Source organism: Aeromonas piscicola (assembly GCF_000820005.1).
GTDB lineage: Bacteria > Pseudomonadota > Gammaproteobacteria > Enterobacterales > Aeromonadaceae > Aeromonas > Aeromonas piscicola.
This window is the reverse complement of record NZ_CDBL01000087.1, coordinates 1-24,390: the sequence shown is the minus strand read 5'-3', so window position 1 is coordinate 24,390 and position 24,390 is coordinate 1. Positions and strand designations below refer to the sequence as shown.

Genomic DNA, 24,390 nt, shown 5'->3' with positions numbered 1-24,390 from the left:
TCCACTGCGTGATTAGATGAGAAACTCATCCAGCTGACGACCTTGTGCCAGTTGTTCTGCCAAATATTTGGGCGTACGTCCCTGACCAGTCCAGGTTTTCTCCACACCATTCTCGACATAGTGGTATTTCGCCGGGCGAGGTGCTCGCTTGGCCTTTGCGCTGCTAGCCGCAGCCGGTGCGCTACCGACCAGTTCGCGAGGGTCTATACCTGCTTCTGCCAGCATAGCCTGGAACTGTGCCAGTTTGTTCACATGCTCAGCTTGGGCTGCCTGCTCTTTCTCCACCAGCGCTGCACGCTCCAGATAGATGGATTCAAATTTCTCGTGCGCTTCTTTCAACTGTTCCTGCGTTAGATCACGCAGTGCGGCACGCAGGCTGCGTATATTTAGTAAAACTTTCAAAAAATCGGTCATAGGGATATCTCAGTGTAAATAAATAGGCTGTCTATCGTGACGACAACACAGCGAAACCGAGTGTGTTGACATCACAGTAAAAGAACTGGGTTATACACCACTTCCTATCCTGTTTTGTATCGACACGTACGGTTCTGCTGCCTTTCTTTTCTCATCGGATAAATACGATACCGCACTGTGGTGTATTTGCCTGTACTAGAGCTTGCTGGACCGCTACGCTCTCGATGATATGTTCATTGTTCATCCCCTTTTTGTTCATCGATCACATCCAGAGGCTTAGGTATTTGAGGGTAAGTCTATGCTGAAGGGATGTTGCCATAACCGCCACACAACGCAAGTTGGAATAATGTAGGTTGGGAAACCATCCACTGGCCATGAGGTGGCATCTCTGCCCAAAAAGGTCTCGATGCTAACCCCTATTCCCAGACTGGCCACCATAGCCAACGCGCCCATCTCTGATACCCTTCCTCAATTACAGGAACCTCAGAGGGGTTCTTGTAGGCGATCCGCCTCCACTTGGCAAGTGCCCTATGCTATGCCTGCGAGTGTATCTCCCCTCTTTTTATAGGTGCCTAAGGTAGGCTCAAGTTTATTCAAGATAGTGATACCCGGAAGAAGACGTTCAATGAAGGGAAGAGGCAAAGACCGAAGTTCCTCCCCAAACGGCTGGCGAGCGCCTCCTTCTTGCAGTACTGCAACTGGTGCGGTTCAAATCGGTTACCATAAAGCCCCCATTGTCGCCGAGAAGTGTCCGATGCCCGCCCTTATCCCAGAATTAGTCACATGGCCAGTGATCCATCCGTCACTCCCGCCGACCGGTTACGCCGTGCCCTGGTAGCAGCCCAACGCTTACAATTGCCAGAATGGGCCTCCTGGATTGAACGTGAGCTGGATGGGTATGGGATGCACGATCCTTGTTGAAGGAGAAGTCTTGATTGAAACCCCTCATGGGACACAGGTCTTGCACTTTCCATCTGCAACGCTCGCGGCAAAATGGCAACTATGCACCTTCGATACCCCCATTGAAGAGATCCAAGGGTGGTGTATGGCAGGCGACGATATCCACATGCGCTTTTCACCTCAGGATGCAGACACATTGAGTGCCATCAGTAGCACTCGTTTTATACCTTTACGTCGCTTTACCCTTGCCAGTATGAGACGGATCATCGGAGCAGTCAGAAACGAGATTTTGCGTTGGTGTAGGAGAGGAATAAAGTTTCATACTAAACAGTCAAGTAACCCTGTTCGTACCATTTTAGATTAGACGTGACCAGAAATATAGATTCATACTGATTGGTACAAGCAAGTCTATATAGAGCTATAACTTAGTATTAAATTATCATACTGGATGTGTCTCATGTGGGGATAAAAACGTGTCAGCGCCCTTGCTGAATTAGTAATTAATGAATTACTACAGGCATGGAAAAGTGAAAAAAGCACACCGTCAGGTTCGATAGCAATAGAGAGAACGAAGCCGATCCTACAAGTACCAACAAGCAATCCCACAACAAATAACCCGCAGACAGCGGGCTTTCTATTTAATTACGAACTAATAGAACTACCTCTTTGCTTTCTGTTTTACATTCCACAAGAAATGACTTGGATTAGCAGTGACTTTTGATTTGTAGTCGTAGTGTGACTTCAGATAATTCAACCCCGCAATGCCAGTAGCAATCAAACTAGTCCCGCCAGTCACAATACTAAGCCCTAAGCCAGCAACGGCAATACTAGCTTCAACAAAATGTGTTCTTTTTAAATGCTTCACTTGTGGGGCTATCTGGCGCATCTGTACTTCGAATAGTTCATGCTGAGTATCTTCGATAATTGCTTTCACACGACTAGGGTCAGTTTCATACCTTGCTTCACGTAGCCCTTTTTCTAATTCAGCACGGAACGACTGGAATGCTTCACCGTCGTTGTTTCGAATAGACATCAAATCAGCAGAGGATATTTGTTCCATGAATGGCACGTCCATCTGTAGCGCACAATTTAATGTATTGGCTTGAATATCAGTACTACCGACATTCATGTTAAGTAGATTGCTTTCAAACGGGTGTTCCGTACCAAACATGCAGCCGAGGTATTCAGATAACGCTATACGCTTACTGAGGTCAATGTAGTGATTTCGTGCAGTTTGATTTACAGATTGATATACCCAAGCATCAAAATCAGCTTTACTGGGTGGCACAGAAGACTTCTTTTGAATGACGGTGAATACGTTTTCTTTATCAGTCGGTACAAATTCTGTTGGGTTTAATAGATAACCCATAGCGAAGCCGCCTTCCATGCCTTGGAAATGAATGCTGATGTTTCTACATGGATATAGATCACGCATTACGAGCATTCGTCCATTATCGTTCTGAACACTTCGCACATCAGAACTAGCTTTGTACTGTTCTAAGATGTTTGGAGGTAAGCAATCTTCAAATCCAACATCTGAGTAGAGCAGTGGTACTTCAGTACCCTTTTCAATTTCAAAAGTAACTGGGTACAGCTTAACATAACCACCTGCTACTAACGGACGTAATTCAATCAGTCGAAGCGCTGCTTTGGTTAGTTTCTGGCGGTCTATCTTTGGGGTTGGAGCCATGCCGATAAATGACGTCAAGGCTTCTGTAGCTTGGGTTCTAAAGTCAGTTAGTTCAAAGACTGGATCTGCAACTACAGCTTCTTCTAGATATAGTGCAGCCTGTTTTAAATGAGAAGTATGAGACAGCGTATCAGTTGCCAAGCAACTAACTACGCCCTGCGATTTGACCACATCACGTATTTCAGGCAGTACCTTTAAGCAGTATTCACGGTACTTCATAAGTTCCTGTTCGAGTACTGCATCTGACAGGTCACTGTAAAGTCTAGTAACGAGTGTACTATCAAGTAGCAATGAGTCATTTAAGTAGTCGTATGCGTAGCTTCCCATGACTTCTGAATCCGTATTGATAAGGCATCAGTATTTTATCTAGTTTCGATCTCTAAGTAACGGAGTTTAAGCCCGCACTAGAGATAGAAGATCTATGATCTGACTCGCCGAGGTTAGCGTCTACGACAGAGTGCCAAGCACGGAGGGTTTTAACAGGGATTAATTCTTCCCGAACAAGACAAACAAACCACTTTGCCAATGAGTCAGAAACATTAAGTTCCTCTAGCACTAACAGATCAATATCACGCTCATTAACGCTCTGAAATAAACGCAATTGCTGTAACACTGTCTATGGATGAAAAGTCTTTGGATAAAAAACACCTCACCTGACGAGGTGTTTTTTTCTTGGGTGCACAGCGATGATTAGCTTCGCAGTGCCCGGTGCTGTATGTTACTGGCAAGGAAGGGGGCATAAACGTTTTAGAAATGGCAGCGTACCTATGTGATCGTCGCCATTTCAGAATGAAACTTTAATACTTACCCACAGTTGGGCACTGTAGCTTGAAAAAGAAGGGATCTTAGGAGAAGGCATTAGCTTCACTGTCAATACCGATCGAATTGTGACCCACCCTGCCAAAGTAAAAGGGACCCACCCCCTGTTAATGGTTAAGCAGAAGGAATGGCAACTAATGGCTGGCTCGTCCGGAGGACTGCAACAGCAAACCGTGACCAGCGTGCAGAAAGAGGGAAGCCTTGGCCTCCCTGCTGCCATGGCTGGCACAGGTAATCGAGCAAGGCGAGCTGCAGCAGGAAGCCTGTGATGAGCTGCAGGCCAATCATGCTGCCCTGCAAGCGCTAGCCACCTCGCCAAAACCATTCTGGCCTGCTATCGGGGCACTGGCTGGCAGTGTGCGGGCAATCCTGGAGAGTGCCGGTGGCGGGGTGCTGGCAGGGCAGGCACTGAGCTGGTTGGCCATCCTCTCGGCAAGTTAATGGAAACTTGGGGAACCGGCGGGACTACGACCCCGCTTTGTAATATATGAAGTGCATTTCAATAAATAGGCTTGTGATTAAGCAACGTCAGTTTTGAATCTTGCGTAATGGGTAATCATAAAAACACTTAAAGAAAGTTTTTCGAAGCTCTTTGTCATCACATTTTTCAACTTCATCTTTCACCCTCTGAGCATCCAAGAAATCTAATTCATACTTGCCTGTAAACGTTTTTGATTGAGATAACAGAGCAATGGATTCATCACTGAATCTTCCTGTGGTCCAAATTTCAAAGCGTAGATTTTTGCTCTTCCAGTCTGGGTGTTCTTTAGCATACCGGTTTAATAATGGCACTCTTTCGTGTAGCCATTTTTTAACTTCGCTATGTTCAACCTCTCCTCCTGGTCTGTGGCCTTTACACTCGATGAAAAGGATCTCACCATTTCCTTCTGAGATGACATCAGCCTCAGCGGAGTCTGGGCCTACTTTGCACTTCTCATTAATTCTAATTTTATTAGAATGGTTTATTTTTGGAATAAGGATAGCTGTGAAATATTCAAATAGCACCCCGCGAAGATTTCCAGCAGCGCCTTCTATTTTCCCAAGGGACTCAAATAACGCATTGAACTTTTCAGGTGAAATGGAAATCTGCCTAGCTGCATCGTTTAGCGTTTTTATCAATTCTTTCAAGCTTTTGGACAGCTCTGTTCCGAATAGATTTTCCACGGTAGCAGGCATGATCCCTGCCCGTTTGGCTTCATTGAATGCATCTTCACTAAACTCTTCAGCCACGAAGAAATGAATCGTCCTACCGACTTTCTTCAGGCCTCTAAGTGCGTTGCACTTTCTTATAAATGGTTCAATCCCATTAAGTGTTACCTTCCCGCCAAGAAAAACATCACAGGTAAAGAATCCAGGCTTTATATCTGAATGAGGAGCTCTGCTTATTTCAGCTAAGCCAGATATATAAGATGGCCCGCAGATATCCCAAACGGTAGTGCTAACTTGTGGCAAGCGTTCGCTATTCCTATTGGAAACTTTGTTGTAACTGACCATTCCAATATTTTTGGCCCAGCTTGCTATAGCATTGATAAGGATGTTTTCAGCTAGGATCCTCGCTTGTTGCTCTGTCACAAGCCAATCTTGTTGCTCATCCTCAGTTAATAGAACACATAGTCCAAGCCCATTAATGGTTTTCTTTGCAATAACACCAACTGATATAAGCCGTTCGATTATCTCATCGGGAGGTAGGTGTTTTTGTTGTCTTAATGGTGAGCCACAACAAATTAGAAAGTGTGGATAAGGAATTGGGCCACCGCGTAAGCGAAGGGCAGCAATAGCAAACCAATAAGCAGAATTTGTATCCCTGAATGCTCCGTACAAAGCTGTCCAATAATATGGCGAACGGTAATCCTTTTTTAAATATATAAATTTTGCATTTCTTACGAAATTCATCCCTTTTAATTTGTGAACATCGACGCCTCCCCGAGACACTTGTTGTCTAGCTGCGTCTGGAGACAGGCCAAACCGCTCCACGAGCTTCTTGTTCAAGTCGGAGCTGAGACAGGGACCATCTTCGCTCAAAATCCTTTCTACATTGTTCATGTCACACTGCGCTATATATATTTCAATATCATGGGGTATAGGGCGTTTTCAATCCTCTGCATACAAGTATATACAAAACAATGAGTTACGATCATGCTTTTGCGGTAAACTTTGAATGATGTCACAGTCGTCGAAATCCAGTGCTACTGGAAGCACTTAGAAGTCTGGGTTGTAAACTTCCTGGCATCCTATGCAAACGGCCAAAGTGGCTGTCAAATCCGAGCCTAACCGGGACGGGACCACCCCTTGCAGTACTGCAATCTGAACGGCCAAGACAGCCACAATCGGAGCCTTTCCGTCAGGAGCGCCTCGATGCCAATCCCTATCCCTGAGCAAATCACCATGGCAAGCGATCTTCAAACTTCACCGGTAGCCAATGGAGGATGAGCTCGTACGGGGCAGCAACAACAGATCATCACCAGTGAGCAGAAAGAGGCCGCCTTATTAACCCCGTGCCTGCAGACGCGCCTGATGCCGCTCCCTATTTTCAACTTGCTGTGCAATCAGAGCCTGGATCTGGGTATAGAGCTGTGCATTTTCGTTGTCTCGATCCGCAACAGTTACTACCAGCGCATATGGTTCCTCATCCAAAACATCAGGATGCTTCCACTCCCGGTCCTGCCGAATAACCACCACAAACCATTTTTCATCGGGATTGCGCTGCTTGAAAGTCCAGCGTGATGACTGCACCGTACCACGGCTACGCTGCTGGGCCGTAACATCACGATTATTTGTTGCGTCGTCATTCCGAGTATCAACATCAGCCTTATTGGCCTGGTTAAAGTACCTTTGAACCTCATCCAGAGAGGCCCCTTTGACCAAACGGAAGCTGATTTGGGTTGCCAGATACTCGATCCTGGTTGTTCTGACCGCTGGTGAATACGCTAGAGTGACTGTAAGTTCTCGCGTGGCCCGCTTCTTTCGCAAGAAGTCGGCTGGTAAAGGCAACTCGAAGAACTGGCATGAATCCTTTTCAATGGCTTGCTCCGAGATCAAAACAACAGTGTTATCAGATGATCGGAATAGATCTCCCTCATTCACTGCACCATAGCCAGCCACATCCCTAGCCACATCACGGTTTAACGTATTTTTGTCTTCTTTGTAGGCATGCCTGAAATCGTCTGAAAACGTCGTGGCAACCTCATTGGGTAGGTAGGCCTGGTTCACCAACATGGCACGAAGCAGGTTAGCGGACGATGTGGGGTACTCGTTGAGCAAGCGTCCGGCCAGATGCGTGATATAGGGAGCCGCCAAACTGGTCCCACTGACTTCTTTGAATATTGTGTTACCCACAAACTCATGGTTGAACGTGAGGACACCGAGCCCTCTCTCAACCTGCCGCCACTGACCATCTGCAGGCCTCATAGGGCACGCTAGGTTGCCACCTGTTGCGACGAGGTCCGGCTTGAACGCACCTTTGACGGAAGGTCCATGCCGAGTGAAAGGTGATGGCTGGTTTTCGGATGCCGGGGAGAGTTGATTGATCTCTGGGAAGCGCTGAGTGTCAATCGTGGCATTATGCCGAGCAATGCTCCCTACGGTCAGCACCGACATTGCTGGTGCAGGGTCAATGATCGAGCTCTGCTCTGACAGCAGGTACTCAGGGTACTCATCCCGCCAACTATTGACTGGAACTGCCGGATCCTCCGACCCACAGAAATTCCCAGTCGATACCACAAACAGGATGTTATGCCTCCTAGATAAGACATCCAAGATGTAGGCCAGACCCCGTACATGCATCCCATCGTAGGGCGCATTGCTGTTTCCCAGCGAGAGATTGAAGATCCGGCAGCCCAGCTCGACAAAGTGCTCTACAGCTCGAGTTAGTGAAGCCTCAAGGTAAAACTCATTGTAAACCGCATTACCTGTCTGAGGGCACCTCTTCATCACCTTGCCGTTGTAAATCCAAAACTGAGGTCGCCAGAAATTGCCTTCATTACACGCCTCGACATCACCGTACAATGCAATCCCAGCCACCGCCGTTCCATGACCCGCCTGATCCGCCTCTCCCTCTTCATCAACAAAAGACGCGCTCTCAGCCATCGCAGGCCGTAGAAGTGGATGATTCGCATTGATACCGCTATCCAGAATACAGACTCGTGATGCCCCAACCGCGGGAGAAGGAACATCTCGGGGCAGCACATTGATGTCTCGATTAAGCTGTTGAACGCTGATGCCAGTGGCCGGGATGAGATCAATTATGCGCACATCACGGTGATTCAGCAGCAACTGTGCTTGGTCTAGGCTCACCATCACCCGATACATGAGAAGACTATCCAGGTTGATCCTGTCGAGCCTAATAATACCAGCGTCACCGAGCCAGCTCTCAAAGGCAGTGGTTAACTGGGTTCGGTTAGGATGGCTTGCTACCTCGACGGGCCAAAGCTCCACATCAAGCTCGAACACCTCAGCCTGGGGGAAGCCGAGATGGGTAAGTGCCCAACTCATCCGATCTTCAGCAGCCCATGCTTCAATGCCCTCGATTGCTTCCAAGATCTGCCTATAGGTTAAGGCTGCATCGATAACGCCAAGCTTACTCAGATGATCAGCAAACTGGGCTAAGCCAGCCTCCGTAGCAAACACGACGCAGAGCTGCTTATTTTCTTGGCTGATGAACTCCAACCCGTGTGCAGTAAGACTGGTGAAGGTAAGTGCACCCTCATATTTGAGTTTGAGAACGAAAGGGGAGTTGGCAGAAGACCCGATTTGCTTTCTGGCTTGCCCAGCGGCAGTCGCGAAGTAAGCATTGAGCTTTTGGCCGTGGCCACTTAGATCTGCGCGTCTTATAAAATGCGGAGGATTCTTGGTCCGGCGTGGGTTGTCCAAAATTTCCCTAGCAATGCTCAGATGCTTATAAGTAGCCACTGCGTCTTCCTTGAAGGCTGATGGTTAGAACTTCCTGAGATTCTCCCGTACAAGTGCATTTTTCAGCTCCTTGATAGTCAGGAATTCTTGCCCTCTCAGGATCATTCTTTTTGCTGCGCGCCGTACGACTCGCTCAATATCGGCACCACTCTTACCCTTAAATTCCTGTATTACTTCCTTATCGTCAATATCAAATTGACGTCGGATCCCACGTAATTTCAGAGTAAGGATATCTACCAGCTGCTTCATATCCGGAAGCGGGAATTCGATAGACTCATCGAATCGCCTCCAAATAGCCGAATCCAGGATCATTTCGTGGTTTGTAGCAGCAAGGATCAGGCTGCGGCCCTCATACAAATCCATCATCTGGAGAACCGCGTTAACGACCCGGCGTAACTCGCCATGGTCGCCACTATCGCCTCGCTCTTTACCAATTGCATCAAACTCATCGAACAATACAACCAGTGAATGCTGGGAGATGAAGTCAAACACTTTTCTAAGATTCGCCGCAGTCTCACCGAGAAACGAGGAAACCAAAGCATCCAATCGAACAATGGCCAGCGGCCGATCAAGTTCAAACGCAATGACCTCAGCTGCCAGGGTCTTCCCGCAACCCGGTGGGCCGAAGAAGATGACCTTGGTGGCAGGCTTCATCCCATAGCTACGAAGGACATCATCTCTCCGGTTTTCCTCCAAGATCTCCTCTAGAGCAACAGAGCTGCTGGGGGGAAGGATGACTTCATCGAGAGAACGCTTGGGCGTCCAGATGTCCAGCAGCGGCAGACCGCGCTCTTTATCCGTTGGGATATCGTAATGGATACGCTGAAGATTACTGGCTGCACGCGAATTAACGTCACCACCGTAGAGGATCTGCTCTAAATCGTTTGCAAGGAGATGGTGTTGCTTTTGGCGCTCATCTTCGATCACAGCTTGTGACGCACGACGAAATGCATCTGTATCGCCCATTGCGCCAGCCCGGAATAACTGCCGGAGAACCTTTCCATTCGCCATGTGTTTGCCTGCTATATAAATAATTGTTTTCTATAGAATTATGTGGTCAGTTCGTAAAGTGGCCTCTCCTAAATAGCTTGCAATGACCAGCCTCGCATTTGGGTTTTCATTGCTAAAAACTCCCTTGTTTTCACTTATCTAAATGTACTTGAAGCCTAACGTTCACTTCACAATAGGGTATCTAGCTCGGCGGCGTAGCCTAATTCACTTTGAAGGCACTTTAAACCGCCTCTCCCAAACATTGGCTGGGTTGTCGTATCTCTCAGACCACCGCACGGCCGATTACTTGGACCATCCAAGATGGGAGGAGACTCCAGACAGAACGCAAAACCAGCCAATCGCTCGGGGAAAGAATATCTCGTAACTTTTCCATCACTCCACCCATATTCACCTTACCTAGCCAAGCAAGTGCCCGAATAACGGTGCCTGGGCGCGTCGTCCCAAACAGCAGCATCCACTTAGGTGCGTGCCTGATCTCCACCTCGACCCCATTTAGTTTGAGCTTACGTCCCCGCCCGCTGGTGAGGAATACCTTTCCAACCGGCACCTGCGTAGTAAGTCCAAGTGCGTTTGCGGCTCGCCCCCCGCAGTCAGTGATTGCTGTTTGGCTCTTTTTAGCCAGGACGCTAACTGTCTTCTCCACAGCAGGGGCTCGCATCCCACTCTTGGTGGCAATCGGCGCCACATACAAACCACGCGCTGCGCGTATGAGTAATCCAGCTTTCGCCAAGCGCGAAAACGCCTGATCCACAGCAGCCCGACTTCCGAGATACAGGAACTCCTTTGGCGTCAGTATGCCCCCTTCGGGCAGTTGCCTACTGTGATCCAAAATTGTTTCGGGAAGAGTCTTCATAGCAGCCCAGCCGATGTTTTCATTCAAAGTCAGATAAGATAATCATAATCTGACATAGATCAGAAAACAACCAATTCGGTCTTAAGGCCTGAACTACTAAAACGCGTTAGACTACGCCGCGACTACGCTCCGTTGGTGTGAGAATTCAGGTTATGTCAAAGGGGGTCTTGTACCTTGTACTATGACTTGAGGAATTTTCTGTCATAGGTCATCCAGCGAGACGTTGACCATATCCGGTGAGTCCATACGCTCATCAGCTATTCGGTTAAGCTCGGCGTCTTCGGCCAGCTCAACATAGTAGGCAAATAGATCGGGAGGCACACAGTAAAAGGCTGGCTTATTGTGGCTTAAGATGGCAACGGCAGAGCCATTGCCCTCCTTGAGTATGCCGATCGGATTGCGTTTCAGTTCGGTAATGCTCGCCGTAGTCACAGAGAGAATCTGGTAGCTCATACTCGGTTCCTACTAATTTTGTGCTGCTGATCGAGTCTATACACACCATCAGTGTGCGCAGACTTACTCCCCATTTTCTATACCGCCCACAATTTTAGAGGGCTCTAATGGCCTTCACTATGGGAAACACCTTAACTTCACGAGACTCTGATAGCCTTCGCTATGGGAAACACCTTAACCTCAAGAGAGCCCAATGGGCCTCTCCATGGAGAACACCTTAACTTCACGAAGCTCTGATAGCCCTCGCCATGGGAAACACCTTAACTTCAGGAGGCTCTGATAGCCTTCGCTATGGGAAACACCTTAACTTCAAGAGACTCTGATAGCCTTCGCTATATGGGAAACACCTTAACTTCAAGGGGCTCTGATGGCCTTCACTATGGGAAACACCTTAACTTCAAGGGGCTCTGATAGCCTTCGCTATGGGAAATACCTTAACTTCAAGGGGCTCTGATAGCCTTCGCTATGGGAAATACCTTAACTTCAGGGGCTCTGATGGCCTTCGCTATGGGAAATACCTTAACTTCAGAGGCTCTAATGGCCTTCACTATGGGAAATACCTTAACTTCAGAGGCAAACGGCCCCCACAAGGGGACACTATACTGTTCATATGATATATAATTAGCTGGTGGTGGAATAGCTATGAATGTAGGAACTATGTACAAGCCAAAAGCTTCGGTCATAACAGCAGTCAGTCTTCTATCGACCCTGTCGCTACCGAAGCAACCTGTTGATGCACACATAGGGATCCTGGCTGGATTACCCTCTAACATCTTGTCCAATCTTTCTTCAGAGATACATGTTGATGAGATGATTATTTGTGAATGGGTAGGTATCTGTTACTCCACCTACCGTAGGAAAAATAAAGAGTATAAGAAAGCCTTTTCGGTTGAGCATGGCTGTAAAATTTACATGTTAGTCAAGGTCTTGGATGCTACCATTCAACTATTTAATAGAGATATATCGGTAGCTATTAAGTGGCTCGACTCACCAGCCAGAGCCTTGGGTGGAGAACGCCCTTTACATTTTTTGAGCACCCCAATAGGTGCGGAGGCTATCTTGGATTTTATTGGCCAAATTGAACATGGAGTTATCTCCTGATGTATTCTATATATGAAAATATTCATATAATTACTGAACAACAGTCAATCATTTATCTATTCCCATATCAGCCTTTCCAAAATCATATCGTAATTTATATGTAATGATAATTTTTCACCGCAACAAAGTCATAGAACGTCTTAATTTAACCCCCAAATTCACACAAGCAATCCGAACAAGCAAATCGCGCTCAATACCTGTATATACTTGAGGCTATAAAGAGGCTGTTGGTAGATCAGAGCTATTAATAGGGTTATTAATTTAGCCTGTCATAACCCTCCTGTTTTCTCTTCAAGAAAGAGCCATAAAATAGTTATCAATATATCTTAATAGAAAATTTGGAAGGACATAGGTAGGTCCCTGATATAAGAGTTGCGGTGAGTCCATCCAATTAGGTTCCTCATTTGGTTCCGTGATCAATGTGGTCGAAATGAATCTCCTTAAATTGGAACTTAGCCCACTCCTGACGATCCTCGGCTACTCACGAGATAGTTTCGCGTACCCTACCCTCGCCATGCAGGGAGGCAATCTGGTATCTTAGCCCCTCGGTCAACGGTTGGTATCTCATGGCTTATCCTTTGCGATTATTGGAAAAGATAGCCTGAAGTTGGGTACTTCGTCTCCCAGCGCCTTTGCGTTGCGCTCATTTTATTGAATCCGCCAGTTCAAGCTTTATCGAGGAACACAAGATGTATCGACGCATAGAAGCACGTATGGTCAATAACCTTCTGGGTACAGAACAGCTCCCAATGCCGACCTATGCAACCGATGGCTCCGCAGCCATGGACCTACGCGCATGCATCGCCGAGCCAGTGACGATTGCGCCAGGTGCTCGTCATCTTCTCAAAACCGGACTAGCTATCAATATGATGGATCCCAGTCTAGTGGCCATAGTTGCGTCGCGTTCAGGACTGTCACTAAAGCACGGCATTCGAGTAGCTCAAGGCATTGGTGTAATTGATGCGGACTATCATGGCGAGATAGGGGTTATCTTGGCCAACGATGGGGTTGAGCCTTACACCGTACAGCCTGGTGACCGGATCGCACAGTTGATGTTCCAACCGGTTGTACAGGTGTCGTTGAGTGTTGTTGAGGAATTCTCCACCGAAACCGAGCGTGGTAGTGGTGGTTTCGGTAGTACCGGTAAAGCATAGACCGCCAACATACCAAACCTGAGGCCTGAGACACTTTTTCCGGCATGAAGATAAAAGAACTTTAATTTCATGTACTTAAGATATTGATACGGTTTTTTATCGTATAACAGTGGGCCTCATCGATTCCGATTACCAGGGACAGCTGATGGTCTCGGTCTGGAACCGTGGCAACGACAGCTTCACCATGCAGCCCGGCGAACGCATCGCCCAGCTGGTGATCATGCCGGTGGTGCAGGCCAGCTTCCAACTGGTCGATGAGTTCAATCAGAGTGAACGGGGTGAAGGCGGTTTTGGTTCTTCTGGTCGCCAATAACAGACCACACAGACCCTTGGGCCTGTGCCTAATAATAGAATCAAGCCATTGTTTTTTTTAGGGGAATCCATGGCAAGCAGTAATCAGAAACAGAGTCGGCGCGATCAGATCCTGCAAGCACTCGCCCATATGCTGGAGACCAGTCCTGGCCAGCGTATCACCACGGCACGTCTGGCGGCCGAGGTGGGGGTCTCTGAGGCAGCCCTCTATCGACATTTTCCCAGCAAGGCGCGGATGTTCGAAGGGCTGATCGACTTTATCGAGGATTCCCTGCTGTCACGGGTCAACCTGATCATGGCGGAAGAGAAGGACACCATGGCCCGCTGCCATCACATCCTTCAGCTGCTGCTGGTGTTCGCCGAGCGCAACCCCGGCATCACCCGCATCCTCAACGGCGACGCCCTGCTGGGCGAACACGACCGGCTGCGCGATCGCATCAGCATTCTATTCGACAAGCTGGAGACCCAGATCAAGCAGGTACTGCGGGAAAAGCGACTGCGGGAAGGCCAGGGCTTCCAGCTCGACGAGACCATGCTGGCCAATCTGCTGCTGGCCTATACCGAGGGACGCATCAGTCAGTTTGTCCGCTCCGAGTTCAAACTCAAGCCCACCGCCGGCTTCGAGGATCAGTGGCTGTTCATCCGCAGCCAGCTGCTACAAAGCTGATCCAGACGGGTTGGTGCAAACAGGGAGGCCTTGGCCTCCCTTGTTTTTTGTGGCAAAAAAGAGGGGATGAGCACCAGATGCGACCCGGATTGTCGCATTCCAGTGTTAGATTCATGCGTCATAAACCTTTACTGCCTGACAGGACATCCTATGGAACCCGAAATCATTACCGAAGCGCAGACCTGGCTGGTCAATAACCAAGGCCTGCTGATCGAGTATGCCGTCAACATCGCGGCCTCCCTGATCACCCTGCTGATCGGTTACATCGCCGCCAACCTCCTCAGCAGCGCAGTGGTCAAGGTAATGCAGGCCCGCAAGCTGGACATCACAGTCACCCATTTCGTCGGCAGCATCCTCAAGTACACCATTTTGGTGTTCGTGGTGATCGCCGCCCTAGGTCGGGTCGGGGTACAGACCGCCTCCTTCGTCGCCATCATAGGTGCCGCCGGTCTGGCTATTGGTCTGGCGCTGCAAGGCTCGCTCTCCAACTTCGCCGCCGGCTTCCTGCTGATCATCTTCCGCCCCATCAAGGCGGGCGAGTTCATCGAAGTGGCGGGCACTGCGGGTGTGGTGCAATCCGTTCAGCTGTTTACCACTACCCTCACCTCGGGTGACAACAAGATGGTGGTGGTACCCAACTCCGCCATCCTCAACGGCACCATAGTCAACTACTCCCGCATGGATACTCGTCGCGTCGACATGACCTTCGGCATCGGCTACGGCTCGGATCTGCGCAAGGCCAAGCAGATCCTGGAGCGCCTAGTGAATGAAGAGCCGCGCATCCTGAAGGATCCGGCCGCTACTATCGCCGTCGCCGCCCTGGCCGACTCCTCGGTCAATATAGTGGTACGCCCCTGGGTCAAGACCGCCGATTATTGGGGTGTCTGGTTCGACTTTCACGAGAAGGTGAAGCTGACTTTCGACGCAGAAGGTGTCGAGATCCCCTTCCCGCAGATGGTCATGCACATGCAAAAGCCCCAGGCCTGAACCCGGACCTGAGTGCTACCATGCCAGCCTTAGTGCTGGCATGGTCGTTTCTGGGCCTCATGTCCGCGCCACAGGCATAAAAAATCCGGCCACCGGGGCCGGAAATTGCTCAGCTGTCATCATGGGCCGATACGCCCATCCATACAGGCGACAGAGCCCCTTACCCCAGTCGACGCGCGACCCGGTTGAGCAAAGGCTGCACCAGCACATAACCCCCCAGTACGGCGCCTATCACGGCCAGCACCCGTATCTCCAAGGTCGGCGCCGCACTGGTCAGCACCATGGTCAACAGGCCGATGAGGCCGGTGCCGATCAGGCTCAGGGCAAACAGGGATAAAACGTGTTTCATATCGATCTCCTCATTCCAGACAGTGGCCATCCCTGGGAGATCTCGTCCATTCGGTGCACATACTAGCCAACGCCCAACCTCGACAATTTGCGTTTGCTCATAAAATGAGCCAAAAAACGGCTGTCAGATACCCCTTTGGTGTAGCACGCACTTGCCAAGCAGCAAGCTGCGATCAGCCATAGATGAAAACCCTTTCAGCCCGCGCAAGCCGGGTGAAGTATGAGCAAACTCAAGATCCCCTAGCCATGAGTGACTCATAATCGCAGCGTTTTGGTTGTAAACTCCTTCGATGGCAGACAATTGGTAAAGCTCTGTTACACGAGCCGTACCATGGGCTCGGTATAATGGGCCCGATAGAGTGCTCGAATAATAAGGTTTGGCGGGAGCCTTGCCTGCAAGGTTCAAACACAACTTGGAAGATCGGTAATCCTATGAAAAATATCAATCCAACCCAGACCCAGGCCTGGCAGGCGCTGGAAGCCCATTTTGCAGCTAACAAAGAGACTCGACTCAAGGATCTGTTCGCGCAGGACCCGCAGCGCTTCGACAAGTTCTCCCTCACCTTTGGCGGCGACATTCTGGTCGACTACTCCAAGAACTTGATCACCGAGGAAACCCTCAAATTGCTGGTTGATCTGGCCAAAGAGACTGATCTTCGCAGCGCGATCGACGCCATGTTCAACGGCGACAAGATCAACATGACCGAAGGCCGCTCCGTACTGCACGTGGCCCTGCGCAACCGCTCCGACCGCCCCATCGAGTGCGACGGCAAGGACGTAATGCCGGAAGTGAACGCCGTGCTGGCCAAGATGAAGGGCTTCTGCGAGAAGATCATTTCCGGCGAGTGGAAAGGCTACACCGGCAAAGCAATCCAGCACGTGGTCAACATAGGTATCGGTGGCTCTGATCTGGGCCCTGTGATGATCACCGAGGCACTGCGCCCCTACAAAAACCACCTGCAAATGCACTTCGTCTCCAACGTCGATGGCACCCACATCGCCGAGACTCTCAAAGAGATTGATGCGGAAACCACCCTGTTCCTGGTGGCCTCCAAGACCTTCACTACTCAGGAGACCATGACCAACGCCCTGACCGCCCGCGACTGGTTCATCAAGATCGCCGGTGACAAGGCCCACGTTGCCAAGCACTTCGCTGCGCTCTCCACCAACGGCAAGGCTGTGGCAGAGTTCGGTATCGACACCAACAACATGTTCGAGTTCTGGGACTGGGTTGGCGGCCGCTACTCCTCTTGGTCTGCCATCGGCATGCCCATCGCCCTGTCCGTCGGTTTCGAAAACTTCGAAGCCCTGCTGCAAGGCGCTTTCGAGATGGACATGCACTTCGCCACTGCCTCCTATGAGCAGAACGTGCCGGTGCTGCTGGCGCTGATTGGCCTGTGGTACAACAACTTCCATGGTGCCGAGTCCGAAGCCATCCTGCCGTACGATCAGTACATGCACCGCTTCCCTGCCTACTTCCAGCAGGGCAACATGGAATCCAACGGCAAGTACGTGGATCGCAACGGCAAGCCGGTTGACTACCAGACCGGCCCCATCATCTGGGGTGAGCCGGGCACCAACGGCCAGCACGCCTTCTACCAGCTGATCCACCAGGGCACCAAGCTGATCCCCTGTGACTTCCTGGCTCCGGCCATCAGCCACAACCCAATCGGTGATCACCATCCGAAACTGCTGGCCAACTTCTTCGCCCAGACCGAAGCACTGGCCTTCGGCAAGAGCAAGGAACAGGTCGAAGCCGAGTTCCTTGCTGCTGGCAAAACCCTGGAGCAGGTCAAGGATCTGGTGCCGTTCAAGGTGTTCGAAGGCAACCGCCCGACCAACTCCATCCTGTTCAAGAGCCTGACCCCGAAAACTCTGGGTGCCCTGATCGCCATGTACGAGCACAAGATCTTCGTACAGGGCGCAATCTGGAACATCTTCAGCTTCGACCAGTGGGGCGTGGAGCTGGGCAAACAGCTGGCCAACAAGATCCTGCCGGAGCTCAACACCGATGCGGCTGTCACCAGCCACGACTGCTCCACCAATGGCCTTATCAACACCTGGAAAGCGTGGAAAGCCTGATTTAGCCGGCCTTTCTGAATGCAAAAGCCCCGCTCGATGAGCGGGGCTTTTTTATGGCTGTCAGGCTGGTTTTTCTGGCTGGCCGGTCGGGTGTCCAGTCCGACCGGCGACGGAGATCGTCATCCCCGCCCCTTCATCATCCTGCCCGACGCAGGCTTAACCGCCGACGGCGATGCGCTTCATGTCTTTCATGTAACCGCGCAGTACCTGACCGATCTTCTCGATCGGATGGTTGCGAGTCGCTTCATTGGCCGCCAACAGCGCCAGGTTGTCGACGCTCTGCCCTTCCGCCTTGCTGGCACCCAGATCGCCAGCCTTCAGAGTCGGCATGAAGTGCTCACGCAGCAGCGGCACAGCAGCGTTGGCAAACAGATAGTTACCGTACTCGGCGGTGTCGGAGATGACCACGTTCATCTCGTACAGACGCTTGCGAGCAACTGTGTTGGCGATCAGCGGCAGCTCGTGCAGCGATTCGTAGTAGGCGGACTCCTCGTAGATACCGGAAGCTACCATGGTCTCGAACGCCAGCTCGACACCCGCCTTGACCATGGCCACCATCACCACGCCATTGTCGAAATACTCCTGCTCGGCAATCTTGCCAGCGAACGCAGGAGCGTTTTCGAAGGCGGACTTGCCGGTCTCTTCGCGCCAGGTGAACAGTTTGACGTCATCTTCGGCCCAGTCGGCCATCATGCCGCGGGAGAACTCACCGGCGATGATGTCATCCATGTGCTTCTCGAACAGCGGACGCATCAGGGTGCGCAGTTGCTCGGAGAGCTCGAAGGCACGCAGTTTGGCGGGGTTGGAGAGGCGGTCCATCATCAGGCTGATGCCACCCTGCTTCAGGGCTTCGGTGATAGTCTCCCAGCCGAACTGGATCAGCTTGCCGGCGTAGGCCTTGTCAGCCCCTTCGGCAACCAGCTTGTCATAACAGAGCAGAGAACCGGCCTGCAGCATGCCGCAGAGGATGGTCTGCTCGCCCATCAGGTCAGATTTCACTTCCGCCACGAAGGAGGATTCCAGCACCCCGGCACGGTCGCCACCGGTGGCAGAAGCCCACGCCTTGGCGATGGCCATGCCTTCGCCCTTGGGATCGTTCTCCGGGTGGACAGCGAGCAGAGTCGGCACACCGAAACCGCGCTTGTACTCTTCACGCACTTCGGTACCCGGGCACTTGGGCGCTACCATGACGACAGTGATGTCGGCGCGGATCTGCTGACCCTCTTCCACCACGTTGAAACCGTGGGAGTAGCCCAGCGCGGCGCCTTGCTTCATCAGCGGCATCACGGTTTTCACTACGTCGGAGTGCTGTTTGTCCGGGGTCAGGTTCAACACCAGATCGGCGCTCGGGATCAGCTCTTCATAGGTGCCGACCGCAAAGCCGTTGTCGGTGGCCTTCTGCCAGGAGGCGCGCTTCTCGGTGATGGCAGCCTTGCGCAGGGCGTAGGAGATATCCAGCCCGGAGTCGCGCATGTTCAGACCCTGGTTCAGGCCCTGGGCACCACAGCCCACAATCACCACCTTCTTGCCCTTCAGCACGTCGCAGCCATCGGCGAATTCCGCCCGCTGCATGAAACGACATTTGCCCAGCTGGGCCAACTGCTGACGCAGGTTCAAGGTGTTGAAATAGTTAGCCATGGTGATTGCTCCGTTCGATTGATTCCATGCCGGGTAACGGCGTTGTCTGAACCACTATAGCGCGGGACACTTATTGCCTGAACTGATATATTCGAAACAGTACGTTGCAATAATTGAAAGATGATTCTTGGCAATCTCACCCAGTGTCACCCCAGATCGGCAAGCGCGCCGCGGCAGGAATTAAAAGATGGACCTTCGCAATCTCGAGCTGTTTCTCCACCTCGCCGACTCACTCCACTTCGGCAAGAGCGCCGATGCCATGGCGGTCAGCCCCTCCACCCTGAGCCGTGCCATCCAGCGACTGGAGCAGGAGACCGGCTGCGTGCTGTTCGATCGAGACAACCGCTCGGTGCGATTAACCCCCGCTGGCGAGAAGCTACGGGAGTTCGGCGGCGGCCTGTTGCAGGAGTGGCGTCAGCTCAAGCAGGAGCTCAAACGCAGCGATGAACCGCTGCAAGGGCGGCTGCGGGTGTTCTGCTCGGTCACCGCCAGCTACTTTCTGCTGCCCGAGGTGCTGGAGCGCTTTCGTCGCCGCTATCCCCAGCTGGAGATCAAGCTGGAGACCGGCGACCCGGCGCTGGCGGTGGACAAGATCCTGGCCGACGAGGCCGATCTCGCCATCGCTGCGCGGCCGGATGCGCTCTCCGCCAAGCTGGAGTTTGCCAGCCTGCAGCAGGTACCGTTGGTGTTCATCGCCCCACGCAACCCGCCTCAACCCAACCAGTGGTTTTTGCAGGGAGAACCCGACTGGGAGCGGCTGCCGCTGATCCTCTCCGAGCAGGGTCTGGCGCGAAAGCGCTGTGACCAGTGGTTTCGCAACAAGGGCATAGCCCCCAACATCTATGCCGAGGTGGCGGGCAACGAGGGCATAGTCGCCATGGTGGCGCTCGGTTTTGGCGTCGGGCTGGTGCCTGCAGCCGTAATCGATCACAGCCCCATGGGGGAGAAGGTACGCATCGTCGACCCCAAGCCAGCCCTCAAGCCGTTCGATGTCGGCATCGCCGTGCTCAAGAAGCGGCTGGAAGAGCCGCTGATCCGCGCTTTCTGGGATACGGCGCGCGGCCAGGGGTCACTGCGCTGACGGGCTGACCGCGACCGGTGCATAGATGAGGGTCGGGTCGGCCATCATGGCGCGGCTGCTGGCGGGCAGATCCGGGTTATCCAGCTCCAGCATGGCCCGCTCATCCAGCTTCAACCGACGAATGGTACTACCGAACCCCTCCTCAAAGATCCGCTCAAAGGCACCCGATTGGCGCGCCCGCTGCAATCCCAGCTCGATGCGTTGTGCCAGCTCGGGATATTTGGGCGAGACAAAAAACAGCAGCGCCAGCGGATAACGAAACACCAGATGAGGCTCTATGGCCAAATCCGGATGCTGTTTGAGCTCATCTTCTATTTCGATGACGGAGCGCAGGAAGCAGTCGAAGCGCTGCTTGCGCAGCATGTTGAACAAGGCCTCATACAGGCTGCCAACCACAACTCTGAGACCGTTCGTCTTGAGCAGGCGGGTATCAGGCCAGGATCTGTGCTGGCCTATGGTGAGCCCGGATTGATGCCATTCAGCCAAGGAGTGGATCCTGGCAAACCGCGCCTCATCCCCCTAGCGGATGAGGCAGACCCGCCAGCCCAGCAATCCCTTCGCCAGCGGAATATGGATGGGAAGCAGGGTACGTTCCCGCTCCTCGTCGGGCGCGAATACCCCGATCTGCACCAGCTCGCCCCCCTGCAACTCCTTGACGGCTCGTCCCTGCTCCATCGGCGGGCTGGCACTCAGGCGGTAGGGCCCATATTCAGGCACGGTGAGATCGAGCGACAGCCGCAGCAAGCCTGCCACGGCTGGATTGGGATGATCCAGCAGCAGGTTCCAGGCCCGAATGTGCGACTCGGCAGCCAGAGCACTCCCCGCAAAGAGTGTGATGCACCACAGCCAGATCCTGATCATGTACCTCGCCCCTCAGCGCTTCATGCACTCACTATAATGCGTGCGGGCCAGGTACCTAAGCCCGGCCCCGCAGATGTGTGAGCCGCTTCGTGTCAAATCTGACAATGGCCATAACGAGATGGCGGTCACAGACTAGACTCTACGTTCAGTCTGAATGGAAGGAGCCTCGCCATGATGCGTCATCTGATCGAAATCAACAGCTCACAGCTGTTTGAAGAGTACCTGCAGAGCCTGGGTGTAGCGCAGACACCGCTGGATCGGGAGCAGGATATCTATCTACAGGAACGCCATCTGGCGGCGGTGCGCCAGATCCAGGGCAAGATGAAGTTTTATCTGCGAGCCAGCGCTCTCACCAAACAGTGATCCGCAACCGGTCACAGAACCGGCAGTCAAAGCGTATTACACTGGCACCATCCGCCACCCACGGGAGTGCCCATGAAACCAAGCGGCCTGGATCGGCTCTTCAAACCCCAGTCAATCGCCGTCATCGGTGCCTCGACCGACCCGCAGAAGGCGGGTCATGTGGTGATCAGGCACCTGCTCGCGGGCCAGTTCAAGGGCCCCATACTGCCGGTCAGCCCACACAACAGGGCCATCGCCGGCGTACTGGCCTATCCCGATATCAGCAGCCTGCCGCTCTCCCCCGATCTCGCCATCATATGCACCAAACGCGAACGGGTACTGCCACTCATCGAAGAGTTGGGCAAGAAAGGCACAGGAGCTGCCATCATACTGGCTGCCGACTTCTCCATGCAGGAGAGAGCACGGCTCCAACAGCTGAGCCGCCAATATGACATTCGCCTGCTCGGCCCCAACAGCATGGGCATGCTGTTGCCGGGTCAGGGCATCAACGCCAGCTTTTCCCCCATCGCGGCCAAACCGGGCCAGGTGGCGTTTCTCTCCCAGTCAGCCGCAGTCAGCACCACCATCCTGGACTGGGCCAAGCAACATGAGCTCGGTTTCTCCGCCTTCATCTCCCTCGGCGATCACTGTGACATCGACTTCGGCCAGTTGCTGGATCAGCTCTCCCGCGATGGCACCACTCGCGCCATCCTGCTCTACATGGACAAGCTGCACGACGCCCGCCACTTCCTCTCGGCAGCACGGGCGGCCTCACGCAACAAGCCCATCCTGGTGCTCAAGAGCGGTCGCCACGATCCGGCCAATGGCCTCGACAACGTCTACGATGCAGCCATCCGCCGTGCTGGCATGTTGCGGGTGCGAGATACCCACGAGCTGTTTGCCGCAGTCGAAACCCTGAGCCACTCCCTGACCCTCAAGGGGGAACGGCTGGCCATCATCTCCAATGGCCGTGGACTGGCCAACATGGCGGTCGACGTGCTGCTGGAGCGGGGCGGCAAACTGGCCATGCCACCACGGGACATCGGCAGCGATGCCGATATCGCCACCTATCGGCAGGCACTGGAGACCTTGCTGCAAGGCGATGAAGCCGACGCCATCCTGCTCATTCACGCCCCTTCCCTCACGGCACGCGGAGCCGAACTGGCCCGTAACCTGATCGACTACGTCAAACAACATCCCAGGGCCAGGCGCTTCAATATCCTGACCAACTGGGCCGGAGAATACTCGGCGCAAGAGGGACGTCGTCTGTTCAGCGAGGCCGGATTTCCGACCTATCGTACTCCGGAAAGCGCCGTCGCCGCCTTCATGCACATGGTGGAATACCGCCGCAACCAGAAGCAGCTGATGGAGACCCCCGCCTCTCTGCAGGGCGACAAGCTCAACGCCAAACTCTGTCAACAACTGATCCACCAAGCGCTGGAGCGCAAACAGCTCACTCTCGATACCCACCTGGTGCACCCCATACTGCAGGCCGCCGGGCTCTCTACGTTGCCGACCTGGATCGTCTCCGATGCCATCGAGGCCACCCTGACCGCAGAGCAGATCGGCTATCCGGTCGCGGTCAAACTGCGCTCACCGGATATTGCCCACAAGTCTGCGGTGCACGGCGTCATGCTGAACCTGCGCACCTCGACCGAAGTCGCCCAGGCAGCGGATGCCATTCTCGACAGGGTGAGGCAACACGACCCGGGGGCGCGTATCGAGGGGTTGCTGGTACAACGGATGGCGCGCCGCAGCGGCGGGCTGGAGCTGAGGATCCGCCTGCAACAGGATCCTGTCTTCGGTCCCGTCATCCTGCTCGGCGAATCGGGGGCCGAGCCACAAGAGATGGTGGCCGCACTTCCGCCGTTGAACCAGGCGCTGGCACGCTACCAGATCATAGGAGCCCTCAAGAGTCGCAAGATCCGCGAGCAGGCCACCCCCGAAAAACTCGATATCGATGCTCTCGGTCAGGTGCTGTGCCAGCTGTCGGAGCTGCTGCTGGCCTTCCCCGAGATCCAGGAGCTGGACCTGCATCCGTTGCAGGCATGCGGGGCCGAGATGGTCATCCTAGATGCCAGCCTGACGCTGATGCCTGTGGTGCAGGGACGCAATACGCTGGCCATACGCCCCTATCCCACCGAACTGGAAGAGGGAGCCTGGCTCAAGGATCAAAGTCATGTTCTGCTGCGCCCGATCCGGCCGGAGGATGAACCCGCCCACAAGCAGTTTGTACTCAAGGTATCGGACGAAGACAGGTACAAGCGCTTCTTCGCCGACGTAGGGGAGCTTGGTCATGAAGAGCTGGCCCGCATGACCCAGATTGACTACGACCGGGAGATGGCCTTCGTTGCCGTCGGGCAGGACGGGGCCTTCAGTCAGCAGATCCTCGGGGTGGTGCGGGCCATTTCCAACCCGGACCTATCCGATGCGGAATTTGCCATTCTGGTACGTTCCGACCTGAAAGGACTCGGGCTCGGCAAGCTGATGATGGAGAAGATTGCGCGCTACGCCAGAGAGCGGGGCATCGGTCAGCTATCGGGCATGACCATGCCCAGCAATCGCGGCATGATCAATCTGGCCAAGAGGCTTGGCTTCAAGATCGACATCCAGCTGGAAGATGGGGTGGTCAACATGGAGCTACCCTGTGCCAATCAGGGCCAATAAAGAAGGGGATCAGCTGTTTATCGCTTATAAACGGCTGATTTCTGGCAATAAAAAAGCCCGCTCAGATGAGCGGGCTTTCAACGTTGGGTGCCTGGCAGTGTC

General features: G+C 52.9%; 20 protein-coding genes and 1 pseudogene. 11 read left to right on the top strand and 10 right to left on the bottom strand.

All coding sequences use genetic code 11. From position 1 onward, the window contains the following. Positions 1-12: 12 nt before the first annotated feature. Entirely contained in the window at positions 13-414 is a 402-nt protein-coding gene (locus BN1128_RS23190; protein WP_042873365.1) for an H-NS family histone-like protein, read from the bottom strand. A gap of 783 nt (positions 415-1,197) precedes the next feature. On the opposite strand from BN1128_RS23190, the gene BN1128_RS26625 reads away from it, so the two are divergent. Further along, a complete protein-coding gene (locus tag BN1128_RS26625) occupies positions 1,198-1,335 on the top strand; it encodes an AbiTii domain-containing protein (protein WP_167335830.1) in 138 nt (45 codons plus the stop codon). 637 nt (positions 1,336-1,972) lie between these two features. Here BN1128_RS26625 and BN1128_RS23185 read toward each other — a convergent pair. Continuing rightward, positions 1,973-3,223, bottom strand: a complete 1,251-nt coding sequence (locus BN1128_RS23185; protein WP_209428614.1) for a hypothetical protein — start codon at positions 3,221-3,223, stop codon at positions 1,973-1,975. Positions 3,224-4,024: 801 nt separating this feature from the next. Here BN1128_RS23185 and BN1128_RS23180 point away from each other — a divergent pair. Next, complete coding sequence (locus tag BN1128_RS23180; RefSeq protein WP_042873361.1) at positions 4,025-4,264, top strand: hypothetical protein; 240 nt, start codon at positions 4,025-4,027, stop codon at positions 4,262-4,264. 87 nt (positions 4,265-4,351) lie between these two features. Here the strand turns inward: BN1128_RS23180 and BN1128_RS23175 are convergent, their stop codons facing one another. The 5 genes from BN1128_RS23175 to BN1128_RS23155 form a co-directional block, all read right to left on the bottom strand. Continuing rightward, positions 4,352-5,866, bottom strand: coding sequence for a hypothetical protein (locus BN1128_RS23175; protein ID WP_042873359.1), 1,515 nt, complete (start codon positions 5,864-5,866; stop codon positions 4,352-4,354). Between the two features lie 444 nt (positions 5,867-6,310). Beyond that, complete coding sequence (locus tag BN1128_RS23170; protein ID WP_042873357.1) at positions 6,311-8,731, bottom strand: S8 family peptidase; 2,421 nt, start codon at positions 8,729-8,731, stop codon at positions 6,311-6,313. Between the two features lie 24 nt (positions 8,732-8,755). Further along, entirely contained in the window at positions 8,756-9,742 is a 987-nt protein-coding gene (locus BN1128_RS23165) for an AAA family ATPase (RefSeq protein WP_042873355.1), read from the bottom strand. Positions 9,743-10,004: 262 nt separating this feature from the next. Then, on the bottom strand, positions 10,005-10,595 hold the full coding sequence (locus tag BN1128_RS26620) for a DUF6088 family protein (protein ID WP_042873353.1): 591 nt from the start codon (positions 10,593-10,595) through the stop codon (positions 10,005-10,007). A 201-nt stretch (positions 10,596-10,796) separates the two neighbouring features. Beyond that, a complete protein-coding gene (locus BN1128_RS23155; protein ID WP_042873351.1) occupies positions 10,797-11,048 on the bottom strand; it encodes a type II toxin-antitoxin system Phd/YefM family antitoxin in 252 nt (83 codons plus the stop codon). 642 nt (positions 11,049-11,690) lie between these two features. Here BN1128_RS23155 and BN1128_RS23150 point away from each other — a divergent pair. From BN1128_RS23150 to BN1128_RS23130, 5 genes are all read left to right on the top strand, one after another. Continuing rightward, positions 11,691-12,149, top strand: coding sequence for an antitoxin Xre/MbcA/ParS toxin-binding domain-containing protein (locus tag BN1128_RS23150; RefSeq protein ID WP_042873349.1), 459 nt, complete (start codon positions 11,691-11,693; stop codon positions 12,147-12,149). A 689-nt stretch (positions 12,150-12,838) separates the two neighbouring features. Next, positions 12,839-13,303 carry a dUTP diphosphatase gene (gene dut, locus BN1128_RS23145; protein WP_042873347.1) on the top strand — a complete coding sequence of 155 codons (465 nt, stop codon included), beginning with the start codon at positions 12,839-12,841 and terminating at the stop codon, positions 13,301-13,303. Between the two features lie 82 nt (positions 13,304-13,385). Then, positions 13,386-13,616, top strand: a complete 231-nt coding sequence (locus BN1128_RS23140; protein WP_420864949.1) for a dCTP deaminase domain-containing protein — start codon at positions 13,386-13,388, stop codon at positions 13,614-13,616. Between the two features lie 69 nt (positions 13,617-13,685). Further along, positions 13,686-14,282, top strand: coding sequence for a nucleoid occlusion factor SlmA (gene slmA / locus BN1128_RS23135; RefSeq protein ID WP_005321293.1), 597 nt, complete (start codon positions 13,686-13,688; stop codon positions 14,280-14,282). Positions 14,283-14,432: 150 nt separating this feature from the next. Beyond that, positions 14,433-15,269, top strand: coding sequence for a mechanosensitive ion channel domain-containing protein (locus BN1128_RS23130; protein WP_042873341.1), 837 nt, complete (start codon positions 14,433-14,435; stop codon positions 15,267-15,269). Between the two features lie 160 nt (positions 15,270-15,429). On the opposite strand, the gene BN1128_RS23125 is transcribed toward BN1128_RS23130, so the two are convergent. Continuing rightward, positions 15,430-15,618 (bottom strand): hypothetical protein, encoded by a 189-nt coding sequence (locus BN1128_RS23125; RefSeq protein WP_042873338.1) that lies wholly within the window; start codon positions 15,616-15,618, stop codon positions 15,430-15,432. Between the two features lie 431 nt (positions 15,619-16,049). Between BN1128_RS23125 and pgi the strand changes: the two genes are divergently transcribed. Continuing rightward, entirely contained in the window at positions 16,050-17,699 is a 1,650-nt protein-coding gene (pgi, locus tag BN1128_RS23120; protein WP_042873335.1) for a glucose-6-phosphate isomerase, read from the top strand. Positions 17,700-17,855: 156 nt separating this feature from the next. Here the strand turns inward: pgi and ilvC are convergent, their stop codons facing one another. Beyond that, positions 17,856-19,337: a ketol-acid reductoisomerase gene (gene ilvC / locus BN1128_RS23115; protein ID WP_042873333.1), complete on the bottom strand. Its 1,482-nt coding sequence runs from the start codon at positions 19,335-19,337 to the stop codon at positions 17,856-17,858. Positions 19,338-19,524: 187 nt separating this feature from the next. Here ilvC and ilvY point away from each other — a divergent pair, with 187 nt between their 5' ends. Further along, a complete protein-coding gene (ilvY, locus tag BN1128_RS23110; RefSeq protein ID WP_042873332.1) occupies positions 19,525-20,418 on the top strand; it encodes an HTH-type transcriptional activator IlvY in 894 nt (297 codons plus the stop codon). Here the strand turns inward: ilvY and BN1128_RS23105 are convergent. Continuing rightward, a pseudogene (locus BN1128_RS23105) lies at positions 20,407-21,279 on the bottom strand (hypothetical protein). The gene ilvY and the pseudogene BN1128_RS23105 sit on opposite strands and share 12 nt — an antisense overlap. A 171-nt stretch (positions 21,280-21,450) precedes the next feature. On the opposite strand from BN1128_RS23105, the gene BN1128_RS23100 reads away from it, so the two are divergent. After that, positions 21,451-21,642 carry a hypothetical protein gene (locus tag BN1128_RS23100; RefSeq protein ID WP_042873330.1) on the top strand — a complete coding sequence of 64 codons (192 nt, stop codon included), beginning with the start codon at positions 21,451-21,453 and terminating at the stop codon, positions 21,640-21,642. Between the two features lie 72 nt (positions 21,643-21,714). After that, on the top strand, positions 21,715-24,288 hold the full coding sequence (locus tag BN1128_RS23095; RefSeq protein WP_042873328.1) for a bifunctional acetate--CoA ligase family protein/GNAT family N-acetyltransferase: 2,574 nt from the start codon (positions 21,715-21,717) through the stop codon (positions 24,286-24,288). The last annotated feature ends 102 nt before the right edge of the window (positions 24,289-24,390 follow it).

Excerpts from the sequence above, each read along its gene's own strand:
- BN1128_RS23190 (WP_042873365.1), bottom strand. The coding sequence starts at position 414 with ATGACCGATTTTTTGAAAGTTTTACTAAATATACGCAGCCTGCGTGCC.
- BN1128_RS26625 (WP_167335830.1), top strand. The coding sequence starts at position 1,198 with ATGGCCAGTGATCCATCCGTCACTCCCGCCGACCGGTTACGCCGTGCC.
- BN1128_RS23185 (WP_209428614.1), bottom strand. The coding sequence starts at position 3,223 with ATGAAGTACCGTGAATACTGCTTAAAGGTACTGCCTGAAATACGTGAT.
- BN1128_RS23175 (WP_042873359.1), bottom strand. The coding sequence starts at position 5,866 with ATGAACAATGTAGAAAGGATTTTGAGCGAAGATGGTCCCTGTCTCAGC.
- BN1128_RS23165 (WP_042873355.1), bottom strand. The coding sequence starts at position 9,742 with ATGGCGAATGGAAAGGTTCTCCGGCAGTTATTCCGGGCTGGCGCAATG.
- BN1128_RS26620 (WP_042873353.1), bottom strand. The coding sequence starts at position 10,595 with ATGAAGACTCTTCCCGAAACAATTTTGGATCACAGTAGGCAACTGCCC.
- BN1128_RS23155 (WP_042873351.1), bottom strand. The coding sequence starts at position 11,048 with ATGAGCTACCAGATTCTCTCTGTGACTACGGCGAGCATTACCGAACTG.
- BN1128_RS23150 (WP_042873349.1), top strand. The coding sequence starts at position 11,691 with ATGAATGTAGGAACTATGTACAAGCCAAAAGCTTCGGTCATAACAGCA.
- dut (WP_042873347.1), top strand. The coding sequence starts at position 12,839 with ATGTATCGACGCATAGAAGCACGTATGGTCAATAACCTTCTGGGTACA.
- slmA (WP_005321293.1), top strand. The coding sequence starts at position 13,686 with ATGGCAAGCAGTAATCAGAAACAGAGTCGGCGCGATCAGATCCTGCAA.
- BN1128_RS23130 (WP_042873341.1), top strand. The coding sequence starts at position 14,433 with ATGGAACCCGAAATCATTACCGAAGCGCAGACCTGGCTGGTCAATAAC.
- BN1128_RS23125 (WP_042873338.1), bottom strand. The coding sequence starts at position 15,618 with ATGAAACACGTTTTATCCCTGTTTGCCCTGAGCCTGATCGGCACCGGC.
- pgi (WP_042873335.1), top strand. The coding sequence starts at position 16,050 with ATGAAAAATATCAATCCAACCCAGACCCAGGCCTGGCAGGCGCTGGAA.
- ilvC (WP_042873333.1), bottom strand. The coding sequence starts at position 19,337 with ATGGCTAACTATTTCAACACCTTGAACCTGCGTCAGCAGTTGGCCCAG.
- ilvY (WP_042873332.1), top strand. The coding sequence starts at position 19,525 with ATGGACCTTCGCAATCTCGAGCTGTTTCTCCACCTCGCCGACTCACTC.
- BN1128_RS23100 (WP_042873330.1), top strand. The coding sequence starts at position 21,451 with ATGATGCGTCATCTGATCGAAATCAACAGCTCACAGCTGTTTGAAGAG.
- BN1128_RS23095 (WP_042873328.1), top strand. The coding sequence starts at position 21,715 with ATGAAACCAAGCGGCCTGGATCGGCTCTTCAAACCCCAGTCAATCGCC.